A 20,453-nucleotide genomic window follows, 5' to 3' on the forward strand; every position below is an offset into this window, starting at 1 on the left:
AAACACACCGAGGGTCAAGGTTACGGGGCCCCGACCTGGGGGTCAAACCGGGTCCGGACCACCCCCTGACCAGGCAACCTACGTGGGCTCGCCGTCCGCGGGCAGCGGCTTCACGCCCTTGCACAGATCCGTGGTGTCCGCGGTGCCCGGGTAGGCAACCTTGGTCACCCGGTCGAAGTGGATCTTGTACATGTCGTGCACGGCGTCGTCGTCGACCTTCACGATCGACTCGTCGTTCTCGCGCAGCGCGGGGCCCGTGTAGTTGCCTGAGCCGGTGAAGCTGACCTTGTTCTTCACGCCGTCGTACATCCCGTCCACCAGGATGTACTTGGAGTGGATGATGTACGGCGTGACCAGCTTCTTGCCGGGGTTCAGCGGGTCACGGTCGTCGTTGTAGCAGCGTACGGTCGGGCCCCCGGTGGTGTGCAGCTTCTCCCAGGTGCCCTTGGTGCCGCCGCTGCTCTTGGCGCTGTCCGACTCCGCGTAGACGATGCTCACGGAGCAGCCCGCCTTCTTCAGGTCGACCAGCTTCTCCGCGATGGCCAGCCGCGTGATCTTGAAGATCGCCACCCGGACCTTGGTCGACTGCGTGACGCCCGCGGTGTCCTTGTACTTGCAGGTGACGTTGTTGAGGATCGAGTACACCGAGTCGGTGGCCCGTGTGTTGCCCGCCCGCGGGAAGAAGTACGCCTTGTAGAGGCCGTTGCTCACCGTGCGGTAGTTCCAGGACTCCCAGTCCTGCGCGACCATCGTGTCGAAGTAGTCCGCGTACGCGTCGTACATCGTCGGGTTGTTCGGCAGCAGCAGCGCGTCGTTGAAGAAGCGCGTGTGCGCGGACGGCGTGGAGTTCGAGGTGGTCTCGACGACCACGTTCGTGGCGCCCTCGACCGCCGAGAACAGCCAGAACTTGTTGTGCATGATCGACTGCCCGAACTTCGGGTCGCCGAGGCACGACTTGTTCTCCGGACACGTCGAGACGTACGAGACCTGCGTACGGTCCGTGCCGAGACCCGAGGCGAGCGTCCCGTAGGCGGTGTTCGTCGGGCGGTCGCTGATGCTGGACTCGTCGAGCAGCACCTGTACGTGCACACCGCGGTTCTTGGCGGCGACGAGCGCGTCGACGACGCCGGCCTCCCAGACGTGGTAGACCGCGACCTTGATCGTGGAGCCGGGCAGCGCGGAGTTCGTCAGCTCGACGAGCCGGGTGCGGATCGCGTACTGCTGGTCGGTGGTGCCGAGCGGGTCGTTGAAGACCGGCCCCTCGGTCCACGCCGGGTTGTCGACGGCCTGCGCCGTACCCGCCGTCATACCGGCCTGGACACCCGCCGCGGACAGCACGGTCGCCAGCGCGAGCGCCTGACGGCTTCCCTTGACCGGCTTCACAGCGCGGTGCCGCCCCGTGCCCTGCAGGCGCACGCACACCATGGGATCCCCTCCCCCTGACACGTGTGAACGTCCTCCCCGACGTACACCCGTGTATGTGTAATCAATGACCGCCCGAGTTTTACAGGTGAGGGGTCACCAGCCAAGGGGCGGGGGGTGAATGTGATGTCCGTGATGCTCCCCAAAACGCGCCACGGTACGTCAAACCGGGCGCCCGGGACGACAGTTCGGGTAACCGCGCGGGTCGTACGAGTGACGGCGTCGGCGCCCACGCCGACCACGGCCGCACTCGCGCCGGACACGACGACGCCCCCCGGCCGGCGCGGTGAGCGCCGGTCGGGGGGCGTCGTGCCGAGGCTCGCGCCTCCGCCGTCCTGTGCCCTCGTCAGTCCTCGTCGGTGGAGGCCGTGACGGTGGACGGAGTCTGCTGCTCCGCCGCCGCGGTCTTCTTGGACGTCGACTTCGCGGCCGTCTTGGCGGTCTTCGTCGCCTTCTTGGCCGTGGTCTTCTTGGCGACCGTCTTCTTGGCCGCCGTCGTCGTCTTCTTCGCGGCGGCCTTCTTCGCGGGCGCCTTCTTGGCCGCCTTGCGGGCCGTCTTCTTGGCCGGCGCCACGGCGTCGTCGCCGTCCTCGGCGGACGGTTCCGCGGGGGCCTCGACCGGCGCCTCGACGGCCTGCGCCGCGGCGTCCGGCTGCGCCGCCGGGACGACCGTGACGGCGGTCTCGGCGGACGAGGTCGGCGCGGTGGCCTTGCGGACCGCACGACGCCTCGGACGGGCCGGGGCGGCACTGTCCGCGACGGGCTGCTCCTCCGCGGAGACGGCCTCGGCGGCCTGCTCCACGGGCTCGGCGGGCGCGACGGGCGCGGCCACCGGCTCGGAGACCGTCACCACGGTCTCCTCGGCCGCCGTGGGCGAACCGGCGGGCGCGGACACCTTGCGGGTCGCCCGACGGCGCGTACGGCCCTTGGGAGCCGCGTCGTCGACGGCCGGGGCCTCGGCGGCGGCCGGAGCCTCGACCACCGGGTCCTCGGCGGCGACGGGCGCCGTCTGCGCGACCTCGGCCGGCTCCTGCCGGACCGGACGCTCGGCCTCTTCCTCCGGCGTCACGGACTGCGCGGTCGGAACCTCGTCCCGGCGCTCGGCCTGCTCGGCACGTTCCGCCCGCTCGGCCCGCTCGGACCTGCGGGACTCGGACCTCGGCGCACCCGCCGGGGCCGACGCACGACGGCCCGACCGGCGACGCGAACGCCCACCACGGGTCGCCGCGGCCTCCGCCTCGGCGGCACTGCTGTAGAGGTCCTCGTCCGGTACGAACTCGGGCTCGGGAAGCGCGACGGGCTCGGCAGCCTCCGCGGCGACCTCGGCAACCGTCTCGTCCGGCTCGGCGGCCTCGGCCGTCTCCGTCTCGTACGTGTGCTCGTGCTCGTGGGTCTGCTCGGCACCGCCACGACCGCGCTTCTTGCGCTTGCCGCCGCCTCCGGCGGAGGTCGGCTGCTCCATGTGCACGATCACGCCGCGGCCGTTGCAGTGGACGCAGGTCTCCGAGAACGACTCCAGCAGGCCCTGCCCGACCCGCTTGCGGGTCATCTGGACGAGGCCCAGCGAGGTGACCTCGGCCACCTGGTGCTTCGTACGGTCGCGGCCCAGGCACTCCAGGAGGCGCCTGAGCACCAGGTCCCGGTTGGACTCAAGGACCATGTCGATGAAGTCGATGACGACGATGCCGCCGAGGTCGCGCAGCCGCAGCTGGCGCACGATCTCCTCGGCCGCCTCCAGGTTGTTCCTGGTGACCGTCTCTTCGAGGTTGCCGCCCTGACCGGTGAACTTGCCGGTGTTGACGTCGATGACGATCATCGCCTCGGTCTTGTCGATGACCAGCGAACCACCGCTGGGCAGCCAGACCTTGCGGTCCAGGGCCTTGGCGAGCTGCTCGTCGATCCGGTACGTCGCGAAGACGTCGACCTCGGAGGTCCACCGCGACAGGCGGTTCGCCAGGTCGGGCGCCACATGGGCCACGTAACCGTGGATGGTGTCCCACGCCTCGTCGCCGCTGACGATGACCTTGGAGAAGTCCTCGTTGAAGATGTCGCGGACGACCCGGACGGTCATGTCCGGCTCGCCGTAGAGCAGGGTCGGGGCGTTGCCGCTCTTCGCCTTCTTCTCGATGTCCTCCCACTGCGCCTGCAGCCGCTCGACGTCACGGCGCAGCTCGTCCTCGCTCGCGCCCTCGGCGGCGGTGCGCACGATGACGCCCGCGTCCTCGGGGACGATCTTCTTGAGGATGGTCTTCAGCCGGGCGCGCTCGGTGTCGGGCAGCTTGCGGCTGATACCGGTCATGGAGCCCTCGGGCACGTAGACCAGGTAGCGGCCGGGCAGCGAGACCTGGCTGGTGAGGCGGGCGCCCTTGTGGCCGATCGGGTCCTTGGTGACCTGCACGAGGACCGACTGACCGGACTTCAGGGCGCTCTCGATGCGGCGGGGGCCGTTGGCCATGCCCAGCGCCTCGAAGTTGACCTCACCGGCGTACAGGACCGCGTTGCGGCCCTTGCCGATGTCGATGAAGGCGGCCTCCATCGACGGCAGCACGTTCTGGACCTTGCCCAGGTAGACGTTGCCGACGTACGACGTCGACTGCTCCTTGTTGACGTAGTGCTCCACGAGCACGTCGTCCTCAAGGACACCGATCTGCGTGCGCTCGCCGCTCTGGCGGACGACCATCACGCGCTCGACGGCCTCGCGGCGGGCCAGGAACTCGGCCTCGGTGATGATCGGGACGCGGCGGCGGCCCTGCTCGCGCCCTTCACGGCGGCGCTGCTTCTTGGCCTCCAGGCGGGTCGAGCCCTTGATGGACTGGACCTCGTCGCTGGGGTGCTCGTCCTTCTTGCGGGGCTCGCGGACCTTGACGACCGTGCGCTCGGGGTCGCTCTCGCCGGACTCGGCCTCGCCGGAGGAGTCACCGGCGCGACGGCGACGGCGCCGGCGGCGACGGCTGCTGCTGGAGCCGCCGCCGTCGTCGTGGTCGTCGTCCGCGTCGGCGGAGTCCTCTTCGCCCTGCTCGGCGCTGTCCTCGGTGTCGTCGGAGGTCCGGGCGGCCTGCTCGCCGCGCTCACCCCGCTCGTTCTGCTCGGCAGCGAAGTCGTCGTCCGCGTCGGCGGACTCGCCCCGGCGGCGGCGACGGCCACCGCGGCGGCGACGGCGGCGCGAACCGGTCTCCTCGCTGTCGTCACCGTCGGCGGCGTCCTCGGCGGACTCCTCCTCGACGGGCTCCTCGTCGGCCGGCTCCTCGGCCTCGGGGGCACGCTCCACCGGGGCACGCTCGGCGGGGGCGGCGGGCTCCTCGGCCTTGCCACGGCGGCGGCGACGGCGCGAACCGCCCGTCTCCTCCTCGGCGGCGGCCACGGGGGCGGCCTGCTGCTGGACCGGCTCCGCGACCTCCTCCACCTCTTCGGCGGCCTCGGCCGCGGCGGCGGCTGCGGCACGCTCCGGCGTCTGGAACATCGGCTCGGTGAAGACAGGCGCCTGGAAGACGGCGACGGCGGGGCGCGCGGGGCGCCGGGCCGAACCCTCCTCGGCGGTCCTGCGGGGCGCGGGCGCGGAGAAGCCTCCGGCCGCCTTGCGGGTGGCCCGGCGACGGGCGCGGCGCGGGGTGGCGTCGTCGGCGTCGTCGGGGGTCTCGGTCTCGGCGGACCGGTCGTTCTTGGCAGCGGCCACGGGGGCCTCCCTGCGCTCGTCGCGAGCAACGGCCTCGGTGGGCTCGGTCGCGGTGGGGGTCTCGGCGCGCTCGGCCTTCTGCCGGGCGACGCGACGAGTGGGCTCGGCGGCGGCCTCGGCGGGCGCCTGCTCGGGCGTCACGCTCTCCGCCTGCGGCGCACCGGCGGGCGCGGTGGCGCGGCGGGTCGCACGACGGCGCGCACGCGGCGCGGGCGCCGCTTCTGCCTCGGCCTCGACAGCCGGTGTCTCCTCGACGACCGGCGTCTCTTCGACGGCTGGGGCAGCAGCAGGTACCTCGGCGGTTACGGCCGTCTCGGCGGCCTCAGCCACCTGCGGCGCACCCGTGGGAGCAGTGGCCCGGCGCGTGGCACGACGGCGCGCACGCGGGGCGGGCGCCGCCTCGGCCTCGGCAGCCGGTGTCTCCTCGGCAACCGGAGCAGCAGCCGGTACCTCGACGGTTACGGCCGTCTCGGCGGCCTCAGCAGCCTGCGGCGCACCCGTGGGCGCGGTGGCCCGGCGCGTGGCACGACGGCGCGCACGCGGGGCGGGCGCTGCGTCGGCCTCGGTCCCGGCGGGCGCCTCGGGCTCCGCCGTCACGGCCGGCGCGGCGGTCTCGGCAGTCGTGGCCTCGGCGGCCTGCGGGGCTCCCGCCGGGGCGGATGCGCCTCGGGTGGCACGACGGCGCGCACGGGGAGCGGGGGCGGCCTCGTCGGCCGGTGCCTCCGTCGGTTCGTCCGCGGCGGCCGCGGGTGTCTTCGCCGCGGCCCGCTTCCTGGGAGCGGCGGTCGTGGCCGCCTCCTCCGTCGCGAGGTCCGCGGAGGTCACAGCCGGTATGGCCGGCGCCGTGGTCTCCGCCACGGCCGTGCTCTCGGCGTCCGCCGACGGCGGGCCGGCGGGGCGCGAAGCGGCACGACGGCGCCGGCGTGGCGGCAGCGTGTCGCTCGGGGTGCTGTTGTCGGAGCCCGTGGAAGGCTCGGTGGGGTCGGTCGGCTCAAGCATGCGGGTGGATCTCCCGTCAGGCTCCCGGGCGCCGCGGATCCGGTGACGTCCGCGGCTCGCGCGTTGCGCGGTGCCGCCGTCCGGGGCGCGGGCGCCGCACGGGAGCTCTCTGTGTCCTGTCTCGCCGGTTCCGTATGCCATGAGTGCGTACGGCCTGGCGAAAGTCTTCTGGTCGGTGCGCTGCCCGAACCAGGTGGCTCCCGGATACGAGGGCGGCGCTTCGACGTACGTCCCTGCGCGGGACCTTCCTTACGCCAGCGCCTTCGCGGCGGCAGTCGCGCTGTCCCCGGAGATTCCCGGAGAAGGTGCTGCTGCCTCGCGGTCGGGCGCGAGCGGGTCGGTCACCGTGCCGGTCTCTTCATCGAAAAGCCCCTGCGCCAGCCTGGTCACCGCTGCGGGGACCGGCGGCGCCAGGTCGGCCACAGCTCGGAGACCGGACAGGACGTCGTCAGGTCGAACGGCAGGCGTCACGTGCCGAACAACCAGCCGCAGTATCGCACAGGCCTGGTCGGTCGGCCTATCAGCCTGTGGACCGTGTGCCGTCGGCTGTGCACTGTGCGCCTCCAGACTCGCGACGGCGCCGCGGGCGTCGAAGGTGCGCATGCCGTTCTTCGCCTTGCGCTGCACCTCGACGGTCTCGGCCGCGGTGAAGGCGTCGACCGCGCGCAGCGCGTCCTCGTGGGACACGCCGTCGAGGCGCATCTCCCACACGGACGCGGTGAGCCGGTCGGCGAGACCCGACGTACGGGCCTCCACGGCGTCGATGATGTCGAGCCCCGCGGGCATCGACTCGTCGAGGAGTGCGCGCAGCTTTTCGGGATCGCGCGCGTCGGTGAGCGCGATCTCCAGATATTCCGCCTCACTGCCCGTGCCGGTGGGTGCGGCATTGGCGTACGACACCTTCGGGTGCGGCGTGAACCCCGCCGAGTACGCCATGGGCACCTCGGCTCGGCGCAACGCGCGCTCGAAGGCACGCTGGAAGTCACGGTGGCTGGTGAACCGGAGGCGGCCGCGCTTGGTGTAGCGCAGTCGGATGCGCTGCACCGCGGGTGCGGGCGGCGGGCCTTCGGGCTGTCGCTTGCCCAGTGTCGTTCAGTCCTTCGTGAGTGCGGTCGTACTACTACCTAGAGTACGTGTGTCGGCGCCCGTGCGTTCCCTTCGGGAGGGGCCGGGCGTGCTCCACAGGGGCCCGCCGGGCTTGACCAGGCGTACCTGCTCCGGCTCCGCGCGGGGTCCGGCCAGGGGTACGGGCTCGGACTCGCGCGGTGCGCCGAACAGTGCGCGCCTGATGTCGGCGGCCCTGGTCTGCCGTGCCGTCTCCCGGGCGCTCGCCAGGGCCTGCCGGGTGACGCGGCCCACGCTCCGCGCGGCCTCCGCCGCGGGCTTCCAGAAGACGTCCCGTACGAAGTGCCCCATCGGAGTGAACACGCTCCGGTACGCCCACCGCACCGGCTCGACGAAGATCCACCGGAAGAGTCGTCCGAGGAAGCGGCCGACGGCGAGGGACACGTATCCGGCGACGCGCCAGGCGTGTCCCAGGGCCTCGCCGATCTCCCGCGCGATGACGGCGATGCCTCGTCCGACCGGTGCGAGGACCCAGCGCCACAGGGCGACGGCGGGTACGACGAGGGTCCACCGCAGGAGGGTCCCGACGACCTTGCCGAGCCAGACCACCACGGCCCACAGCCCTCGGCCGACCCATGTCATGGCGGCCCACAGCCCTCGGCCCACCCATGTCATGGCGGCCCACAGTCCCCCGCCGACCCATGTGATGCCCGCCCACACACCGCGGGAGACCCATACAACTCCCGCCCACAGTCCCCGCGAGACCCACACCACCCCGGACCACAGCCCCGCGACGACCCACGCGACACCGCGCCCGGTCGGCGCGAGCAGGGCCCGGTACAGCCAGCCCGTCGGAGTGAGCACCGCCGTCCGCCACAACCAGGCGCAGCCGGCCCCGAAGCCCCGCAGCGTCCACACGATGCCGTGCCCCAGAGGCGTCAGCAGCCGCTCGTACAGCCACCGGGCGGGGACGACCAGCAGCACGTGCCCGAGCCACGCGAGCGCCCGGCCCACCGGCACGGCCACGTAACGCCACAGGCCCACCCACGGCCAGACGAACACCAGTAGGCACAGCCACTTCAGCGCGTACCCGATGCCGGTGAACAGCCGGGCGAGGACGATCGCGACGCCGTCCAGCAGCCGCACGAGGGCCCGGCCGACCGGCGCGAGCACCCACATGAGCGCGCGGCCGAGCGGCCGCAGCAGTGTGTCGTCGAGGAGCCGGCCGCAGACGACGAGCGCGTCCCAGGCCATCCGCACGGGCACGATCAGCACGAACACCACGATCCGCACCGGGATGCGGATGGCGACGGCGAGACATCCCTCAGGAGCGGCGTCCCGCTGCCGCGCGGGCATCACGGGCGGCGCGGGCTGCGGCGACTTCTCCAGGTCCATACCCACACGGACGCGTCAACCGTCCGGATGGATGCACGAACGGTCCGGGAACGGCACTTTCCTCCGCGCTCGCCCCGGATCGCACCGTCCCCGCCGTAAAACCCGTGTCAGTGGCTGTGACCGCCGGCCGCGGCGGGCGCGGCGTTCTTCACCGTCAGCGGCAGCAGCTTCTTGCCGGTCGGCCCGACCTGGATGTCGAGGTCCAGCTGCGGGCACACCCCGCAGTCGAAGCACGGCGTCCAGCGGCAGTCGTCGACCTCGGTCTCGTCGAGCGCGTCCTGCCAGTCCTGCCAGAGCCATTCCTTGTCGAGGCCCGAGTCGAGGTGGTCCCAGGGCAGGACCTCCTCGTAGGTGCGCTCGCGGGTGGTGTACCAGTCGACGTCCACACCGAAGGCGGGGAGCGTCTTGTCGGCGCACCGCATCCAGCGGTCGTACGAGAAGTACTCGCGCCAGCCGTCGAAGCGTCCGCCGTCCTCGTAGACGGCGCGGATGACCGAGCCGATGCGGCGGTCGCCGCGGGAGAGCAGGCCCTCGACGATGCCGGGCTTGCCGTCGTGGTAGCGGAAACCGATGGAGCGGCCGTACTTCTTGTCGCCGCGGATCCGGTCACGGAGCTTGCCGAGCCGGGCGTCCGTCTCCTGTGCCGACAGCTGCGGGGCCCACTGGAACGGCGTGTGCGGCTTGGGGACGAAGCCGCCGATGGAGACCGTGCAGCGGATGTCGTTCTGGCCGGAGACCTTGCGGCCCTCGGCGATCACGTTCATCGCCATGTCCGCGATCTGGAGGACGTCCTCGTCGGTCTCGGTGGGCAGGCCGCACATGAAGTACAGCTTGACCTGGCGCCAGCCGTTGCCGTACGCCGTCGAGACGGTCCGGATCAGGTCCTCCTCCGAGACCATCTTGTTGATGACCTTGCGCATGCGCTCGGAGCCGCCCTCGGGGGCGAAGGTCAGCCCGGAGCGGCGGCCGTTGCGGGTCAGCTCGTTCGCCAGGTCGACGTTGAACGCGTCGACCCGGGTGGAGGGCAGGGAGAGCCCGACCTTGTCCTCCTCGTACCGGTCCGCGAGGCCCTTGGCGATGTCGCCGATCTCCGAGTGGTCCGCCGAGGACAGGGAGAGCAGGCCCACCTCCTCGAAGCCCGTCGCCTTGAGGCCCTTGTCGACCATCTCGCCGATGCCCGTGATGGAACGCTCACGGACGGGGCGGGTGATCATGCCCGCCTGGCAGAAGCGGCAGCCGCGGGTGCAGCCGCGGAAGATCTCCACCGACATGCGCTCGTGGACGGTCTCGGCGAGCGGCACGAGGGGCTGCTTCGGGTACGGCCACTCGTCCAGGTCCATGACCGTGTGCTTGGACACGCGCCACGGGACGCCCGACTTGTTGGGGACCATGCGGCCGATACGGCCGTCGGGGAGGTACTCGACGTCGTAGAACGCCGGGATGTACACCCCGCCCGTCCTCGCGAGGCGGAACAGGACCTCCTCGCGGCCACCGGGCCGGCCCTCGGCCTTCCAGGCACGGATGATCTCGGTCATGTCCAGCACGGCCTGCTCGCCGTCGCCGATGATCGCCGCGTCGATGAAGTCGGCGATCGGCTCGGGGTTGAACGCGGCGTGACCGCCAGCCAGCACGATCGGGTCGTCGAGACCGCGGTCCTTCGACTCCAGCGGGATGCCCGCGAGGTCGAGCGCGGTCAGCATGTTCGTGTAGCCCAGCTCCGTGGAGAAGCTCAGCCCGAACACGTCGAAGGCCTTCACGGGCCGGTGGCCGTCCACCGTGAACTGCGGGACGCCATGCTCGCGCATCAGCTCCTCAAGGTCCGGCCAGACGCTGTACGTGCGCTCGGCGAGGACGCCAGCGCGCTCGTTCAGGACCTCGTAGAGGATCATGACGCCCTGGTTGGGCAGTCCGACCTCGTACGCGTCCGGGTACATGAGCGCCCAGCGGACGTCGCAGTCCTCCCAGGGCTTGACCGTGGAGTTGAGCTCTCCGCCGACGTACTGGATCGGCTTCTGCACATGCGGGAGCAGAGCTTCGAGCTGTGGAAAGACCGACACAGCGGTTTCGGCAGACATCTCACGAACCTTTGCGAGCCGACAGGGGATGACTTTCCAGCGTAACGTGCCTGGGCGCACGCCCCGTCCGCGTTCGCGCTCCGCCGGGTCCGTGGGCGCCTGCCGCCGTCGCGCGACCGCGGATCCGTCGTGGCTGGTCGCGCAGTTCCCCGCGCCCCTTCGGGGCGCCCTGGAGGGCGCCCCGAAAAGATCGTCGCCTAGATCGTCGTCCCGTTCCTGATCGCCTCCCACGCCTCCGGCAGAGCCGTCTCCACCGACTCGGCGACGCGTTCCTCGTGGCCGTACAGGACCCCGTACGTGAAGGCGTTCTCGGCTGCAGCGTGGGCCTGGGTCGCCAGGTCCCGCAGGGCCAGCCTCGCCATCACGCTGTCCTGGTGTTCGCCGAGCAGGCCCTGGAGGGACTTCATGTCGCTCACCAGGCTCTTCGCGGGCTTTCCGAGGACGGGGGCGGCGAGTTCGGCCGCGTAACGCGTGCGTTTGGTCTTCTTGCGGGCCTCGTGGATCGCGAGGTCGCGGCTCTCCCCCGACGGCAGGTCGACGGCCTGCCCGACCAGGCCGGACAGCTTGTCGAAGTCCTTGCGCACGGCCTTCGTGACGGCCTTGCCCGTGGTGTCCGCGGCGGCGGCCCGCAGCGGCGGGGTGGCGAGCAGCGCGTCGAGGGAGACGAGGAGGTTCAGATACCGGCCGCCGTCGAGCACGGCGATCAGGCGGCGCCGGGAACCGGACCGGCGGGCGTGCGCCCAGGTGCGCAGCCGGCCGCGGACGGGCCCGGCGAGCAGGGTGCGCGGCAGGGCGCCGAGGGCCGTCGTCAGCCGCTCGGTCAGGACCTCCTGGTCGCGGTCGACGCCCAGTTCCCCCGCCAGCCACTTCAGTTCGTCGCGGATCGGGTCGGTGACGCCCCGGTCCAGGACGTTGCCGTACGAGCGGAACGTGCTGCGGAGCCTGCGGGTGGCGACCCGCATGCTGTGCACGGCGTCGAAGACGTCCCGGCGGACGGCGGGGTCCAGTTCGACGATCGCGTCGCGCTGGGCACGGACGTACGCGAGGACGTGGTCGCCGGCGGTGACGGGTGCCGCCGCCACGACGGGTTCCTTGCGCGCCTTGCGGCCGGTCTCCCCCAGCGCCCTGACCAGCTTGGACGCCGACGTGGAGCGGGAGACGCCGGCCTTGCGCAGTTTCTTCTCGACCTTGTCCAGGAAGGCGGGGTCGCCGTCGTCCGCCAGCTCGACCTCGATCTCGGTCCACCGGGCGGTGCCGTCGCCGCCGCTGAGCCGTTCGGCCCGTACGCGGTCGACGCTGACCTCGGCGAGCAGGCCCCCGGACTCGTCGACGAGGTGGCGGACGTCCCGGGCGGACAGCAGCCGTACGACGGGGACCAGTTCGGCGTCGCGCACCCGGGAGCGGACCAGTCCGGCGAGGGCGCGGGGCAGGGTGTCGGACAGCGGGGCGTGGATCTCGTCCCGTACGCCGTCGGAGACGGGGAGTTTCAGGTGCCAGCCCGCGTCGTCGCCGCCGGTGCGGCGGCGCAGGGTGAGGGACGCGGCGGCGAGGCGCTGGTCGGCCGTGTCGTAGTAGGTGGCGTCGAGTTCGGCGACGCCCTTGTCGATGACGGCCGAGACACCCGGCACCCGCGTCAGATCCGGCAGATCCGACAGTCCGGCATTCTCATCGGCTTCGTACTTACGCTCGATCTCACGCTTGGTGTCCGCCATGACCTGAATTTAGTTGCAGCACCCCATTCCCCGTAAGGGGCGGGTGCCCCGTAAGGGCCGACCCCGTAAGGGGCGCGGGGAACTGCGCGGCCGGCCACGACGAACCGGCACCCGAAGAACAACCGCACCCTTCCGGGCAACGCCAAACCCAGTGGAACGCACCCGTGGAACGGCTACGCCGACATGGGCCGCTGCACCCTGATCGACTGCAACAGCCCCACCGCCACCCACACGGCGAACATCGACGACCCTCCGTACGAGACGAAGGGCAACGGCAGCCCCGCCACCGGCATGATCCCGAGTGTCATCCCGACGTTCTCGAACGCCTGGAACGCGAACCACGCGATGATCCCCGCGGCCACGATCGTCCCGTACAGCTCCGTCGTCTCGCGGGCGATCCGGCAGGCCCGCCACAGCACGACGCCCAGCAGGACCAGGATGAGCCCGGCCCCGACGAAGCCGAGTTCCTCGCCCGCGACCGTGAAGACGAAGTCGGTCTGCTGCTCGGGCACGAACTGCCCGGTGGTCTGCGAGCCCTTGCCGAGCCCGGTGCCGAACAGCCCGCCGGAGCCGATCGCGATACGCGCCTGGTTGGTGTTGTAGCCGACGCCCGCCGGGTCCAGCGCGGGGTTGGCGAAGGCGGCGAAGCGGGCGATCTGGTAGTCGTCGAGGATCTTGAGCTGCCAGACCGCGATCGCCCCGAGCGCACCGGCGCCGATGAGGCCGAAGATCCAGCGGTTGGAGGCGCCAGACGCGAGCAGCACACCGAGCACGATGATCACCATGACCATGACCGAACCGAGGTCGGGCATGAGCAGGACGATCAGTATCGGGACGAGGGCCAGGCCGAGCGCCTGCACGACCGTGCGGTGGTCGGGGTGCGGTTTGTCGCCCGCGTCGACCCGGGCCGCGAGCAGCATGGCCATGCCCAGGATGATCGTGATCTTCACGAACTCGGAGGGCTGGAGCGAGAAGCCGCCGCCGATGACGATCCACGCGTGGGCGCCGTTGATGGTCGCGCCGAGCGGCGTCAGCACCAGCAGGACCAGGAGGAGCGAGAGCCCGTAGAGGACCGGTACGGCCGTGCGCAGGGTGCGGTGGCCGAGCCAGACCGTGCCGATCATCAGGGCGAACCCGATGCCCGTGTTGAGCAGATGCCGGAACAGGAAGTAGTACGGGTCGCCCTGGTTCAGCTCGGTGCGGTTGCGGGTCGCCGAGTAGACGAGGGCCGCGCCGATGAAGGAGAGCGCGATGGCCGCGAACAGTATCGGCCAGTCGAGCCTGCGGGCCAGCGAGTCACGGGCGAACACCCGCGTCCAGCTGGCTCGCTCCGGCCCGTATCCGGAGACGGAGAAACCGTTCCCGCCGGTCATACGAGCGACCTCCGCCTCTTCTTCGAGCGGCGCGCGGAGCGCCTGCGGGTGTCCCGGTTGGTACCGGTGTTCTGGTTCGGCACGGTCGCGGCCGGGTTGTCGCCCGCCACCTGCTGCTGCCCTTCCCCGGTGGCCTGCTCCTCCGCCTTCGGCGGGTAGACCTCGGCCTTCGGGGAGTCGATCGACCCGTCCTTCTCGACCTTCGGCAGGTTCTTCTGCGGCTGGTAGAGCAGCGCCTTCTTCTTGTCGATCTTGCCTTCCTCGGAGACCCCGTACAGCGCGTTGTAGATCTTGCGCACGGCGGGGCCCGAGGCGCCGGAACCCGTACCACCCTGGGAGATGGTCATGATGACCGTGTAGTCCTTGGTGTACGTGGCGAACCACGAGGTCGTCTGCTTGCCGTAGACCTCGGCCGTACCCGTCTTGGCGTGCATCGGGATCTCGTCCTGCGGCCAGCCGCCGAACCGCCAGGCAGCCGTACCGCGGGTCGCGACTCCCGCGAGGGCACCGTCTATCTCGTCACGGGTCTTCTGCGTCATCGGCAGCTTGCCGTGCGACTTCGGCTCGATCTCCTGGACGGTCTTGCCGTCCGGGCTGACGATCGCCTTGCCGACGGTCGGGTCGTACAGCGTGCCGCCGTTGGAGATGGCCCCGTAGATCGCCGCCATCTGTATCGGCGTGACAAGGGTGTCGCCCTGGCCGATCGAGTAGTTGACGGAGTCACCGGCGCGCATCCGGTTGCCTTCGAGGCAGTTCTCGTACGCGATCTGCTGCGCGTACGAGCCGCCCTTCTTGCCGTACTTGCACCAGGCGTCCTTGTTGGCCTTCCAGTAGTCCGACTTCCACTTGCGGTCGGGGACGCGGCCGGTGACCTCGTTCGGCAGGTCGATGCCGGTCTCCTTGCCGAGGCCGAACTGGTGGGCCGTCTTGTAGAACCAGTCCTTGGCGTTCTTCTTCGGCTTGATGCCGCCGTCCTTCTTCCACTCCTCGTGGGACAGGCTGTAGAAGACGGTGTCGCAGGACACCTCCAGGGCGCGGCCGAGGCTGATCGGGCCGTACCCCTTGGACTCGAAGTTCTTGAAGACCTGGCCGCCGATGGAGTACGAGGCGCCGCACTGGTAGGGGCCGTCGAAGGAGTAGCCGGCGTTTATGGCGGCGGCGGTCGGGACGACCTTGAAGATCGAGCCGGGCGCCGACTGGCCCTGGATCGCGCGGTTCAGGAGCGGGTAGTTGGAGTCCTTGCCGGTGAGCTGCGTGTAGTCCTTGCCGGAGATCCCGCCGACCCAGGCGTTCGGGTCGTAGGACGGGTTGGACGCCATGGACACGACCCGGCCGGTCTTGGCCTCCATGACGACGACCGCCCCGGAGTCTGCCTTGTAGTTCTCACCGGTGTTCTTGTCGAACTCCGTACGGGCGACCTTCATCGCCTCGTTCAGTTCGTACTCGGCGACGCGCTGGACGCGGGAGTCGATGCTGGTGACGACGTTCGCGCCGGGCTGGGCCTCGTCGCTCTCGGCCTGGCCGATGACCCGGCCGAGGTTGTCGACCTCGTAGCGGGTGACGCCGGCCTTGCCGCGCAGCTGCTTGTCGTACTGGCGCTCCAGGCCGGAGCGGCCGACCTGGTCGGAGCGCAGATACGGCGAGTCGCTGTCCTCGGCCTTGGTGATCTCCTCGTCGGTGACGGGCGAGAGATAGCCGAGGACCTGGGCGGTGTTGGCCTTGCCGGGGGCTGCGTAGCGGCGTACGGCCTGCGGTTCCGCGGTGATGCCGGGGAAGTCCTCGGCGCGCTCGCGGATCTGCAGGGCCTGCTTGGGCGTGGCCTCGTCGGTGATGGGGATCGGCTGGTAGGGCGAGCCGTTCCAGCACGGCTGGGGCGTCTTCGCGTCGCACAGCCGGACCTTGTCCAGTATGTCCGCGGCCTTCATGCCGAGGACGTCCGCGAGCTTGGTGAGGACGGCGTCGCCGTCGTCCTTCATCTTCATCAGGTCGGTGCGGGACGCGGAGACCACGAGCCGGGTCTCGTTGTCGGCGATCGGCACTCCGCGGGCGTCCAGGATCGAGCCGCGCACGGCGGGGCTGACGACCTGCTGGACGTGGTTGCCCGACGCCTCCTTGGCGTACTCGTCGCCGTTGCGGATCTGGAGGTACCAGAGGCGACCGCCGAGGGTGCCGAGGAGGGACAGTACGAGGATCTGGATGACGATGAGCCGGATCTGGACCCGCGGGGTCCGGCCGGTCTCAGGAATATTGGTCACAGTCGCTTGACCCCCTTGATGCGTCCTGCCCTGGCCATCCGTGCCTTGGCGGCCTTCACTCTCAGTCCGCTGCGCTGGCCGCCGATACTCAGGCCCGTGCCGGAGGAGATCCAGCCCGCGGCGACGTCGGTCGACTTGCCGGAGCCGCCGGTGTCGGCGAGCGGATCGTTCTCGGCGCGCCGGGCCAGGGCCATGATGCCGGGGACCACGAACGGGGCGAGCAGCAGGTCGTACAGGGCGGCCGTGAACAGCAGGCCGCCGAGGCCGACATGGCGGGCGGCGGTGTCGCCGACGAGGGCGCCCACTCCCGCGTACAGGAGGGTGGAGCCGATCGAGGCGGCCACGACCACGGCCATCGGGCCAGTGGCGGACTTGAGCTGGCCGTTTTCGGGTTTGGCGAGTCCGGCGAGGTAGCCGATGACGCACAGCACGAGGGCGTAGCGTCCGGCCGCGTGGTCGGCGGGCGGGACGAAGTCGGCGAGCAGGCCCGCGCCGAAGCCGACGAGGGCGCCGCCGACGTGGCCGTAGACCAGGGCGAGGCCGAGGACGGTGAGCAGCAGGAGGTCCGGTACGGCGCCCGGCAGGTGCAGGCGGGCGAGGACGCTGACCTGGACCACCAGGGCGACGATCACCAGGGTGGCGGAGAGCAGCATTCGGTTGAAGCGCATGGGGAAGTCAGCTCCTACTGCTCTTGCTGCAGGCCGTCGGCGGGCGCGTTCGCAGAGGGCGTGACCGTCACGGTCACGGTCGGCGTGGGTGTTGGCTTGGGTTTGGCCGGCAGCACCTCGTCGCGCGGGTCCTCGCGCGGGGCCTGGACGACGACACCGACGATGTCGAGCTTGGAGAAGGACACGAACGGCGTGACGTAGATGGTGCGGGTCAGGTCGCCGCCGGAGGGGTCGACACGGGAGACCAGGCCCACGGGGACGCCGGGCACGAACGGCTTGTCGGCCTGTGAGCCGAAGGTGACGAGCCGGTCACCCTTCTTGATCTTGGCCTTGCCGTTGAGCAGCTCGACGCGCAGCGGGCTGTCGCCCTGGCCGGAGGCGAAGCCGAGCTCGTCGGTGGACTCCATGCGCGTACCGACCGTGAAGTCGGGGTCGTTGGCGAGCAGCACGGTGGCGGTGCCCGGGCCGACCGTGGTGACGCGCCCGACCAGTCCGTCTCCGTTGAGGACGGTCATGTCGCGCTTGATGCCGTCGTTCGCGCCGACGTCGATGGTGACGGTCCAGGAGAATCCCTGGGCCGCTCCTATGGCGATGACCTCGGCGCCCTTGATGCCGTACTGCCCGGCGCCTGCCGTCTTGAGCATCTTGTCGAGCTGCGCGCTGCGGCTGCGGTTACGGTCGTCGCTGCCGAGTTTCGCCTTCAACCCGGCGTTGTCGCGCTCCAGTTGGGCGATGCGGTCGTGACGGCCACCGGAGTCCTTGACGGCCTGGATCGCGTTGCCGACGGGGTCGACGGCGGTCGACACCCCGTCCTCGATCGGGCCGAACACCGTGGCGGCGCCGCGACGGGCACCGTCGACCGGGGAGTCCTCACCCCCGCGGATGTCCACCGTGATCAAGGCGAACGCGATGGCGATCAGCAGCACCAGGAGCAGCCGGCTCTCTCGTGTGTCCCTCACGTGCGACGGCCGTGCCTTCCTCGTCGGGATTCATGTATGACTCACCCAACAGGGTCCCGAGGGTCCGGAGAACCCTGGAAACCCCGAAGAAACCCAGGAACGCCCGATCGGCGCACCGTCGGGAAGAACCCGCGGGTGTTATGGGGGAGCTTATGCCTCAATAGCAACGATCCGCCGTGCGAGAAGGGATCATCTCGTACGGCGGAATCGAAGAGTTACGTCATCTGCGCGGCTGGGCGTCCAGCACCTGCTGGAGCGCCTCGAATTCCTCCACGCACTTGCCGGCGCCGAGCGCCACGCTGTCCAGCGGGTCCTCGGCGATATGGATCGGCATGCCCGTCTCGCGGCGCAGCCGCTCGTCGAGGCCGCGCAGCAGGGCGCCGCCGCCGGTGAGGACGATCCCGCGGTCCATGACGTCGCCGGACAGCTCCGGCGGGCACTTGTCGAGGGTGGTCTTGACGGCGTCGATGATCGAGTTGACCGGTTCCTCGATGGCCTTGCGCACTTCGGCCGCCGAGATGACCACGGTCTTCGGAAGGCCGGAGACAAGATCCCGGCCGCGGATTTCGGTGTGTTCGTCATTGTCGAGGTCGTACGCGGAACCGATCGTGATCTTGATCTGCTCGGCCGTCCGCTCACCGAGAAGGAGCGAGTACTCCTTCTTGATGTGCTGGATGATCGCCTGGTCCAGCTCGTCGCCGGCGACGCGGATGGACTGTGCCGTGACGATTCCGCCGAGCGAGATGACCGCGACCTCGGTGGTGCCGCCGCCGATGTCGACCACCATGTTGCCCGTGGCCTCGTGGACCGGCAGGCCGGAACCGATGGCCGCGGCCATGGGCTCCTCGATGATGTGCACCTGGCGGGCGCCGGCCTGGGACGACGCCTCGATGACGGCACGGCGCTCGACGCCCGTGATGCCCGAGGGCACGCAGACGACGACGCGAGGACGGGCAAGGTAGCGCCGCTTGTGGATCTTCAGGATGAAGTAGCGGAGCATGCGCTCGGTGATCTCGAAGTCGGCGATGACACCGTCCTTCAGCGGGCGCACGGCAACGATGTTGCCCGGCGTCCGCCCGATCATCTTCTTCGCTTCCGCGCCGACCGCGAGGATGCCACCGGTGTTGGTGTTGATCGCGACGACGGACGGCTCGTTGAGTACGATCCCGCGACCCCTGACGTACACCAGCGTGTTGGCGGTCCCGAGGTCGACAGCCATGTCACGGCCGATGAACGACATTGAGTTCCCCATCAGGATTCGTCTGGCCTTCCCAAGTGGAGCTTTTGATGGCTTTTCAGGATGGCGAGGGTGAGCGCTGTGACGTGAAGGCTTCCATCGTAGTCTCGCCTGCACGGACACTGCGCGAGGGTCTTCGCCATTGTCAGCAGATGACGCGCCGCCTCGCTTGTGGAGACGGGCCATCGGGGGAACGCGTTCCCCCGATCGGCACGCATATGCCCGCAGACGGCCCTCATTGTGCGTCCCATTGTGGGCGGGCCGCAGGTCAGACGCTACCTGCCTGACAAAGCTTCAGGGGATTTTCGCTTCACAAGATTTTCACCGCGTCCGGGGCCGCCTCCGGGCGAGGCGGCCCCGGACGGTGGGACGGTCAGGCCAGACCGGGGAAGAAGATCTTCAGCTCGCGCTCGGAGGACTCCTCGGAGTCGGAGGCGTGGATCAGGTTCTCGCGGACGATCACACCGAAGTCACCGCGGATGGAGCCGGGCGCGGCGGCGATCGGGTCGGTCGGACCCGCGAGCGCCCGTACGCCCTCGATGACCCGCTCGCCCTCGACGACCAGCGCCACGACCGGGCCGGACGCCATGAAGGTGACCAGCGGCTCGTAGAAGGGCTTGCCCTTGTGCTCGCCGTAGTGCTGCTCCAGCGTCTCCTGGTCCAGGGTGCGCAGCTCCAGCGCGGTGATCTGCCAGCCGGCCTTGCGCTCGATACGGCTGATGATCTCGCCGGTCAGGCCGCGACGGACCGCGTCGGGCTTGAGAAGGACGAGGGTGCGCTGGCTCACGGTGGTGGCTCCTTCAGGGTCACAGATACAAGACCCCCGAGGCTACAGCCCACACCCCAGGGGCCTCCGCCCCCGCCCCCGTACCGGGGCTCCGCCCCCGGCCCGGTGCGCGCTGACGCGCTTGTCCTCAAACGCCGGACGGGCTGAAAGACAGGGGCACCGCAGGCTGGAGGGCGCGGGGCCGGGCTGAAAGGCTGGCCCCGCAGGTGGGCCGCAGGTCGCGTGGGTGGGGTGAAAAGCTCGGGCGGAGCCCGGCTTTTCAGGGGCGCGGGGAACTGCGCGGCCGACCCCCACCGGACCCGCACCCGCCAACGCACCACCCTCGGCAGACACGGTCGCGGCCCCGGAGGGGCCCTTCAGGGGCGCGGGGAACTGCGCAAACGGCCCCCACCGGACCCGCACCCGCACCCGCAGCGATGAAGCCCGTCCGGCGCCTGAGGACCAGAGGGGCCCGGGGGAACCCCGAGGAAAGGGCGGAACCCGGACTACCCACCAGCCGCCGCCTGCGCAGCAAACCGCGCCTTCGCCTCCTCCACCTTCCGCCCGAAGTGCACCGACGCCCACCACAGCGCAGCGAAAACCGCTCCGAGGAAGAACATCACCGGCACCACGAACCCGCTCGCGATCAGCAGCACCTGCAGCCCCCAGCCCAGCTGCACACCCCCCGACCGCGTGATCACCCCGCACAGGAGCACGCACAGCAGCATCGCGACCCCGCACACCGTCCAGACCGTGGCCATGGACAGATCGGGATCCTTCATCGCCACGAGCCCGGCGAACCCGATCACGAAGAACTCACCGATCAGCGTCGAAGCACAGAGCGTCCGCACGAC

General features: G+C 70.6%; 13 protein-coding genes. All 13 read right to left on the bottom strand.

Annotation, left to right across the window (positions count from 1 at the left end):
• Positions 1-78: 78 nt before the first annotated feature.
• Positions 79-1,425, bottom strand: a complete 1,347-nt coding sequence (locus ACZ60E_RS32090) for a phospholipase D-like domain-containing protein (RefSeq protein ID WP_469444943.1) — start codon at positions 1,423-1,425, stop codon at positions 79-81.
• 343 nt (positions 1,426-1,768) lie between these two features.
• Entirely contained in the window at positions 1,769-6,094 is a 4,326-nt protein-coding gene (locus ACZ60E_RS32095; RefSeq protein WP_469444944.1) for an Rne/Rng family ribonuclease, read from the bottom strand.
• A gap of 249 nt (positions 6,095-6,343) precedes the next feature.
• On the bottom strand, positions 6,344-7,138 hold the full coding sequence (locus ACZ60E_RS32100; RefSeq protein WP_453793824.1) for a TIGR03936 family radical SAM-associated protein: 795 nt from the start codon (positions 7,136-7,138) through the stop codon (positions 6,344-6,346).
• Positions 7,139-7,186: 48 nt separating this feature from the next.
• Positions 7,187-8,554, bottom strand: a complete 1,368-nt coding sequence (locus ACZ60E_RS32105) for a hypothetical protein (RefSeq protein ID WP_469444945.1) — start codon at positions 8,552-8,554, stop codon at positions 7,187-7,189.
• 107 nt (positions 8,555-8,661) lie between these two features.
• Positions 8,662-10,629, bottom strand: a complete 1,968-nt coding sequence (locus ACZ60E_RS32110) for a TIGR03960 family B12-binding radical SAM protein (RefSeq protein ID WP_469444946.1) — start codon at positions 10,627-10,629, stop codon at positions 8,662-8,664.
• A 197-nt stretch (positions 10,630-10,826) separates the two neighbouring features.
• Positions 10,827-12,341 carry a CYTH and CHAD domain-containing protein gene (locus ACZ60E_RS32115; protein ID WP_469444948.1) on the bottom strand — a complete coding sequence of 505 codons (1,515 nt, stop codon included), beginning with the start codon at positions 12,339-12,341 and terminating at the stop codon, positions 10,827-10,829.
• A 173-nt stretch (positions 12,342-12,514) separates the two neighbouring features.
• On the bottom strand, positions 12,515-13,714 hold the full coding sequence (gene rodA / locus ACZ60E_RS32120) for a rod shape-determining protein RodA (protein ID WP_384809203.1): 1,200 nt from the start codon (positions 13,712-13,714) through the stop codon (positions 12,515-12,517).
• Positions 13,711-15,969 carry a penicillin-binding protein 2 gene (gene mrdA / locus ACZ60E_RS32125; RefSeq protein ID WP_469444951.1) on the bottom strand — a complete coding sequence of 753 codons (2,259 nt, stop codon included), beginning with the start codon at positions 15,967-15,969 and terminating at the stop codon, positions 13,711-13,713. The genes rodA and mrdA overlap by 4 nt, the downstream gene beginning before the upstream one ends.
• On the bottom strand, positions 15,966-16,637 hold the full coding sequence (gene mreD / locus ACZ60E_RS32130; protein WP_469444952.1) for a rod shape-determining protein MreD: 672 nt from the start codon (positions 16,635-16,637) through the stop codon (positions 15,966-15,968). The genes mrdA and mreD overlap by 4 nt, the downstream gene beginning before the upstream one ends.
• A gap of 14 nt (positions 16,638-16,651) precedes the next feature.
• On the bottom strand, positions 16,652-17,596 hold the full coding sequence (mreC, locus tag ACZ60E_RS32135; RefSeq protein WP_469444953.1) for a rod shape-determining protein MreC: 945 nt from the start codon (positions 17,594-17,596) through the stop codon (positions 16,652-16,654).
• Between the two features lie 220 nt (positions 17,597-17,816).
• The gene (locus ACZ60E_RS32140) at positions 17,817-18,836 is read right to left on the bottom strand and encodes a rod shape-determining protein (RefSeq protein ID WP_469444986.1); all 1,020 of its coding nucleotides are present in this window, start codon (positions 18,834-18,836) and stop codon (positions 17,817-17,819) included.
• A 370-nt stretch (positions 18,837-19,206) separates the two neighbouring features.
• Positions 19,207-19,620 carry a nucleoside-diphosphate kinase gene (gene ndk, locus ACZ60E_RS32145; RefSeq protein ID WP_107016276.1) on the bottom strand — a complete coding sequence of 138 codons (414 nt, stop codon included), beginning with the start codon at positions 19,618-19,620 and terminating at the stop codon, positions 19,207-19,209.
• Between the two features lie 485 nt (positions 19,621-20,105).
• Positions 20,106-20,450, bottom strand: coding sequence for a DUF4233 domain-containing protein (locus tag ACZ60E_RS32150; RefSeq protein ID WP_469444955.1), 345 nt, complete (start codon positions 20,448-20,450; stop codon positions 20,106-20,108).
• Positions 20,451-20,453: the final 3 nt, after the last annotated feature.

It is taken from the genome of Streptomyces sp. NPDC102514, from assembly GCF_055584525.1.

Bases quoted from the DNA above. Each gene is read 5' to 3' on its own strand.
- ACZ60E_RS32105 (WP_469444945.1), bottom strand. From the start codon at position 8,554: ATGGACCTGGAGAAGTCGCCGCAGCCCGCGCCGCCCGTGATGCCCGCG.
- mreD (WP_469444952.1), bottom strand. From the start codon at position 16,637: ATGCGCTTCAACCGAATGCTGCTCTCCGCCACCCTGGTGATCGTCGCC.
- ACZ60E_RS32140 (WP_469444986.1), bottom strand. From the start codon at position 18,836: ATGTCGTTCATCGGCCGTGACATGGCTGTCGACCTCGGGACCGCCAAC.
- ACZ60E_RS32110 (WP_469444946.1), bottom strand. From the start codon at position 10,629: ATGTCTGCCGAAACCGCTGTGTCGGTCTTTCCACAGCTCGAAGCTCTG.
- ACZ60E_RS32090 (WP_469444943.1), bottom strand. From the start codon at position 1,425: ATGGTGTGCGTGCGCCTGCAGGGCACGGGGCGGCACCGCGCTGTGAAG.
- rodA (WP_384809203.1), bottom strand. From the start codon at position 13,714: ATGACCGGCGGGAACGGTTTCTCCGTCTCCGGATACGGGCCGGAGCGA.
- ACZ60E_RS32115 (WP_469444948.1), bottom strand. From the start codon at position 12,341: ATGGCGGACACCAAGCGTGAGATCGAGCGTAAGTACGAAGCCGATGAG.
- ACZ60E_RS32095 (WP_469444944.1), bottom strand. From the start codon at position 6,094: ATGCTTGAGCCGACCGACCCCACCGAGCCTTCCACGGGCTCCGACAAC.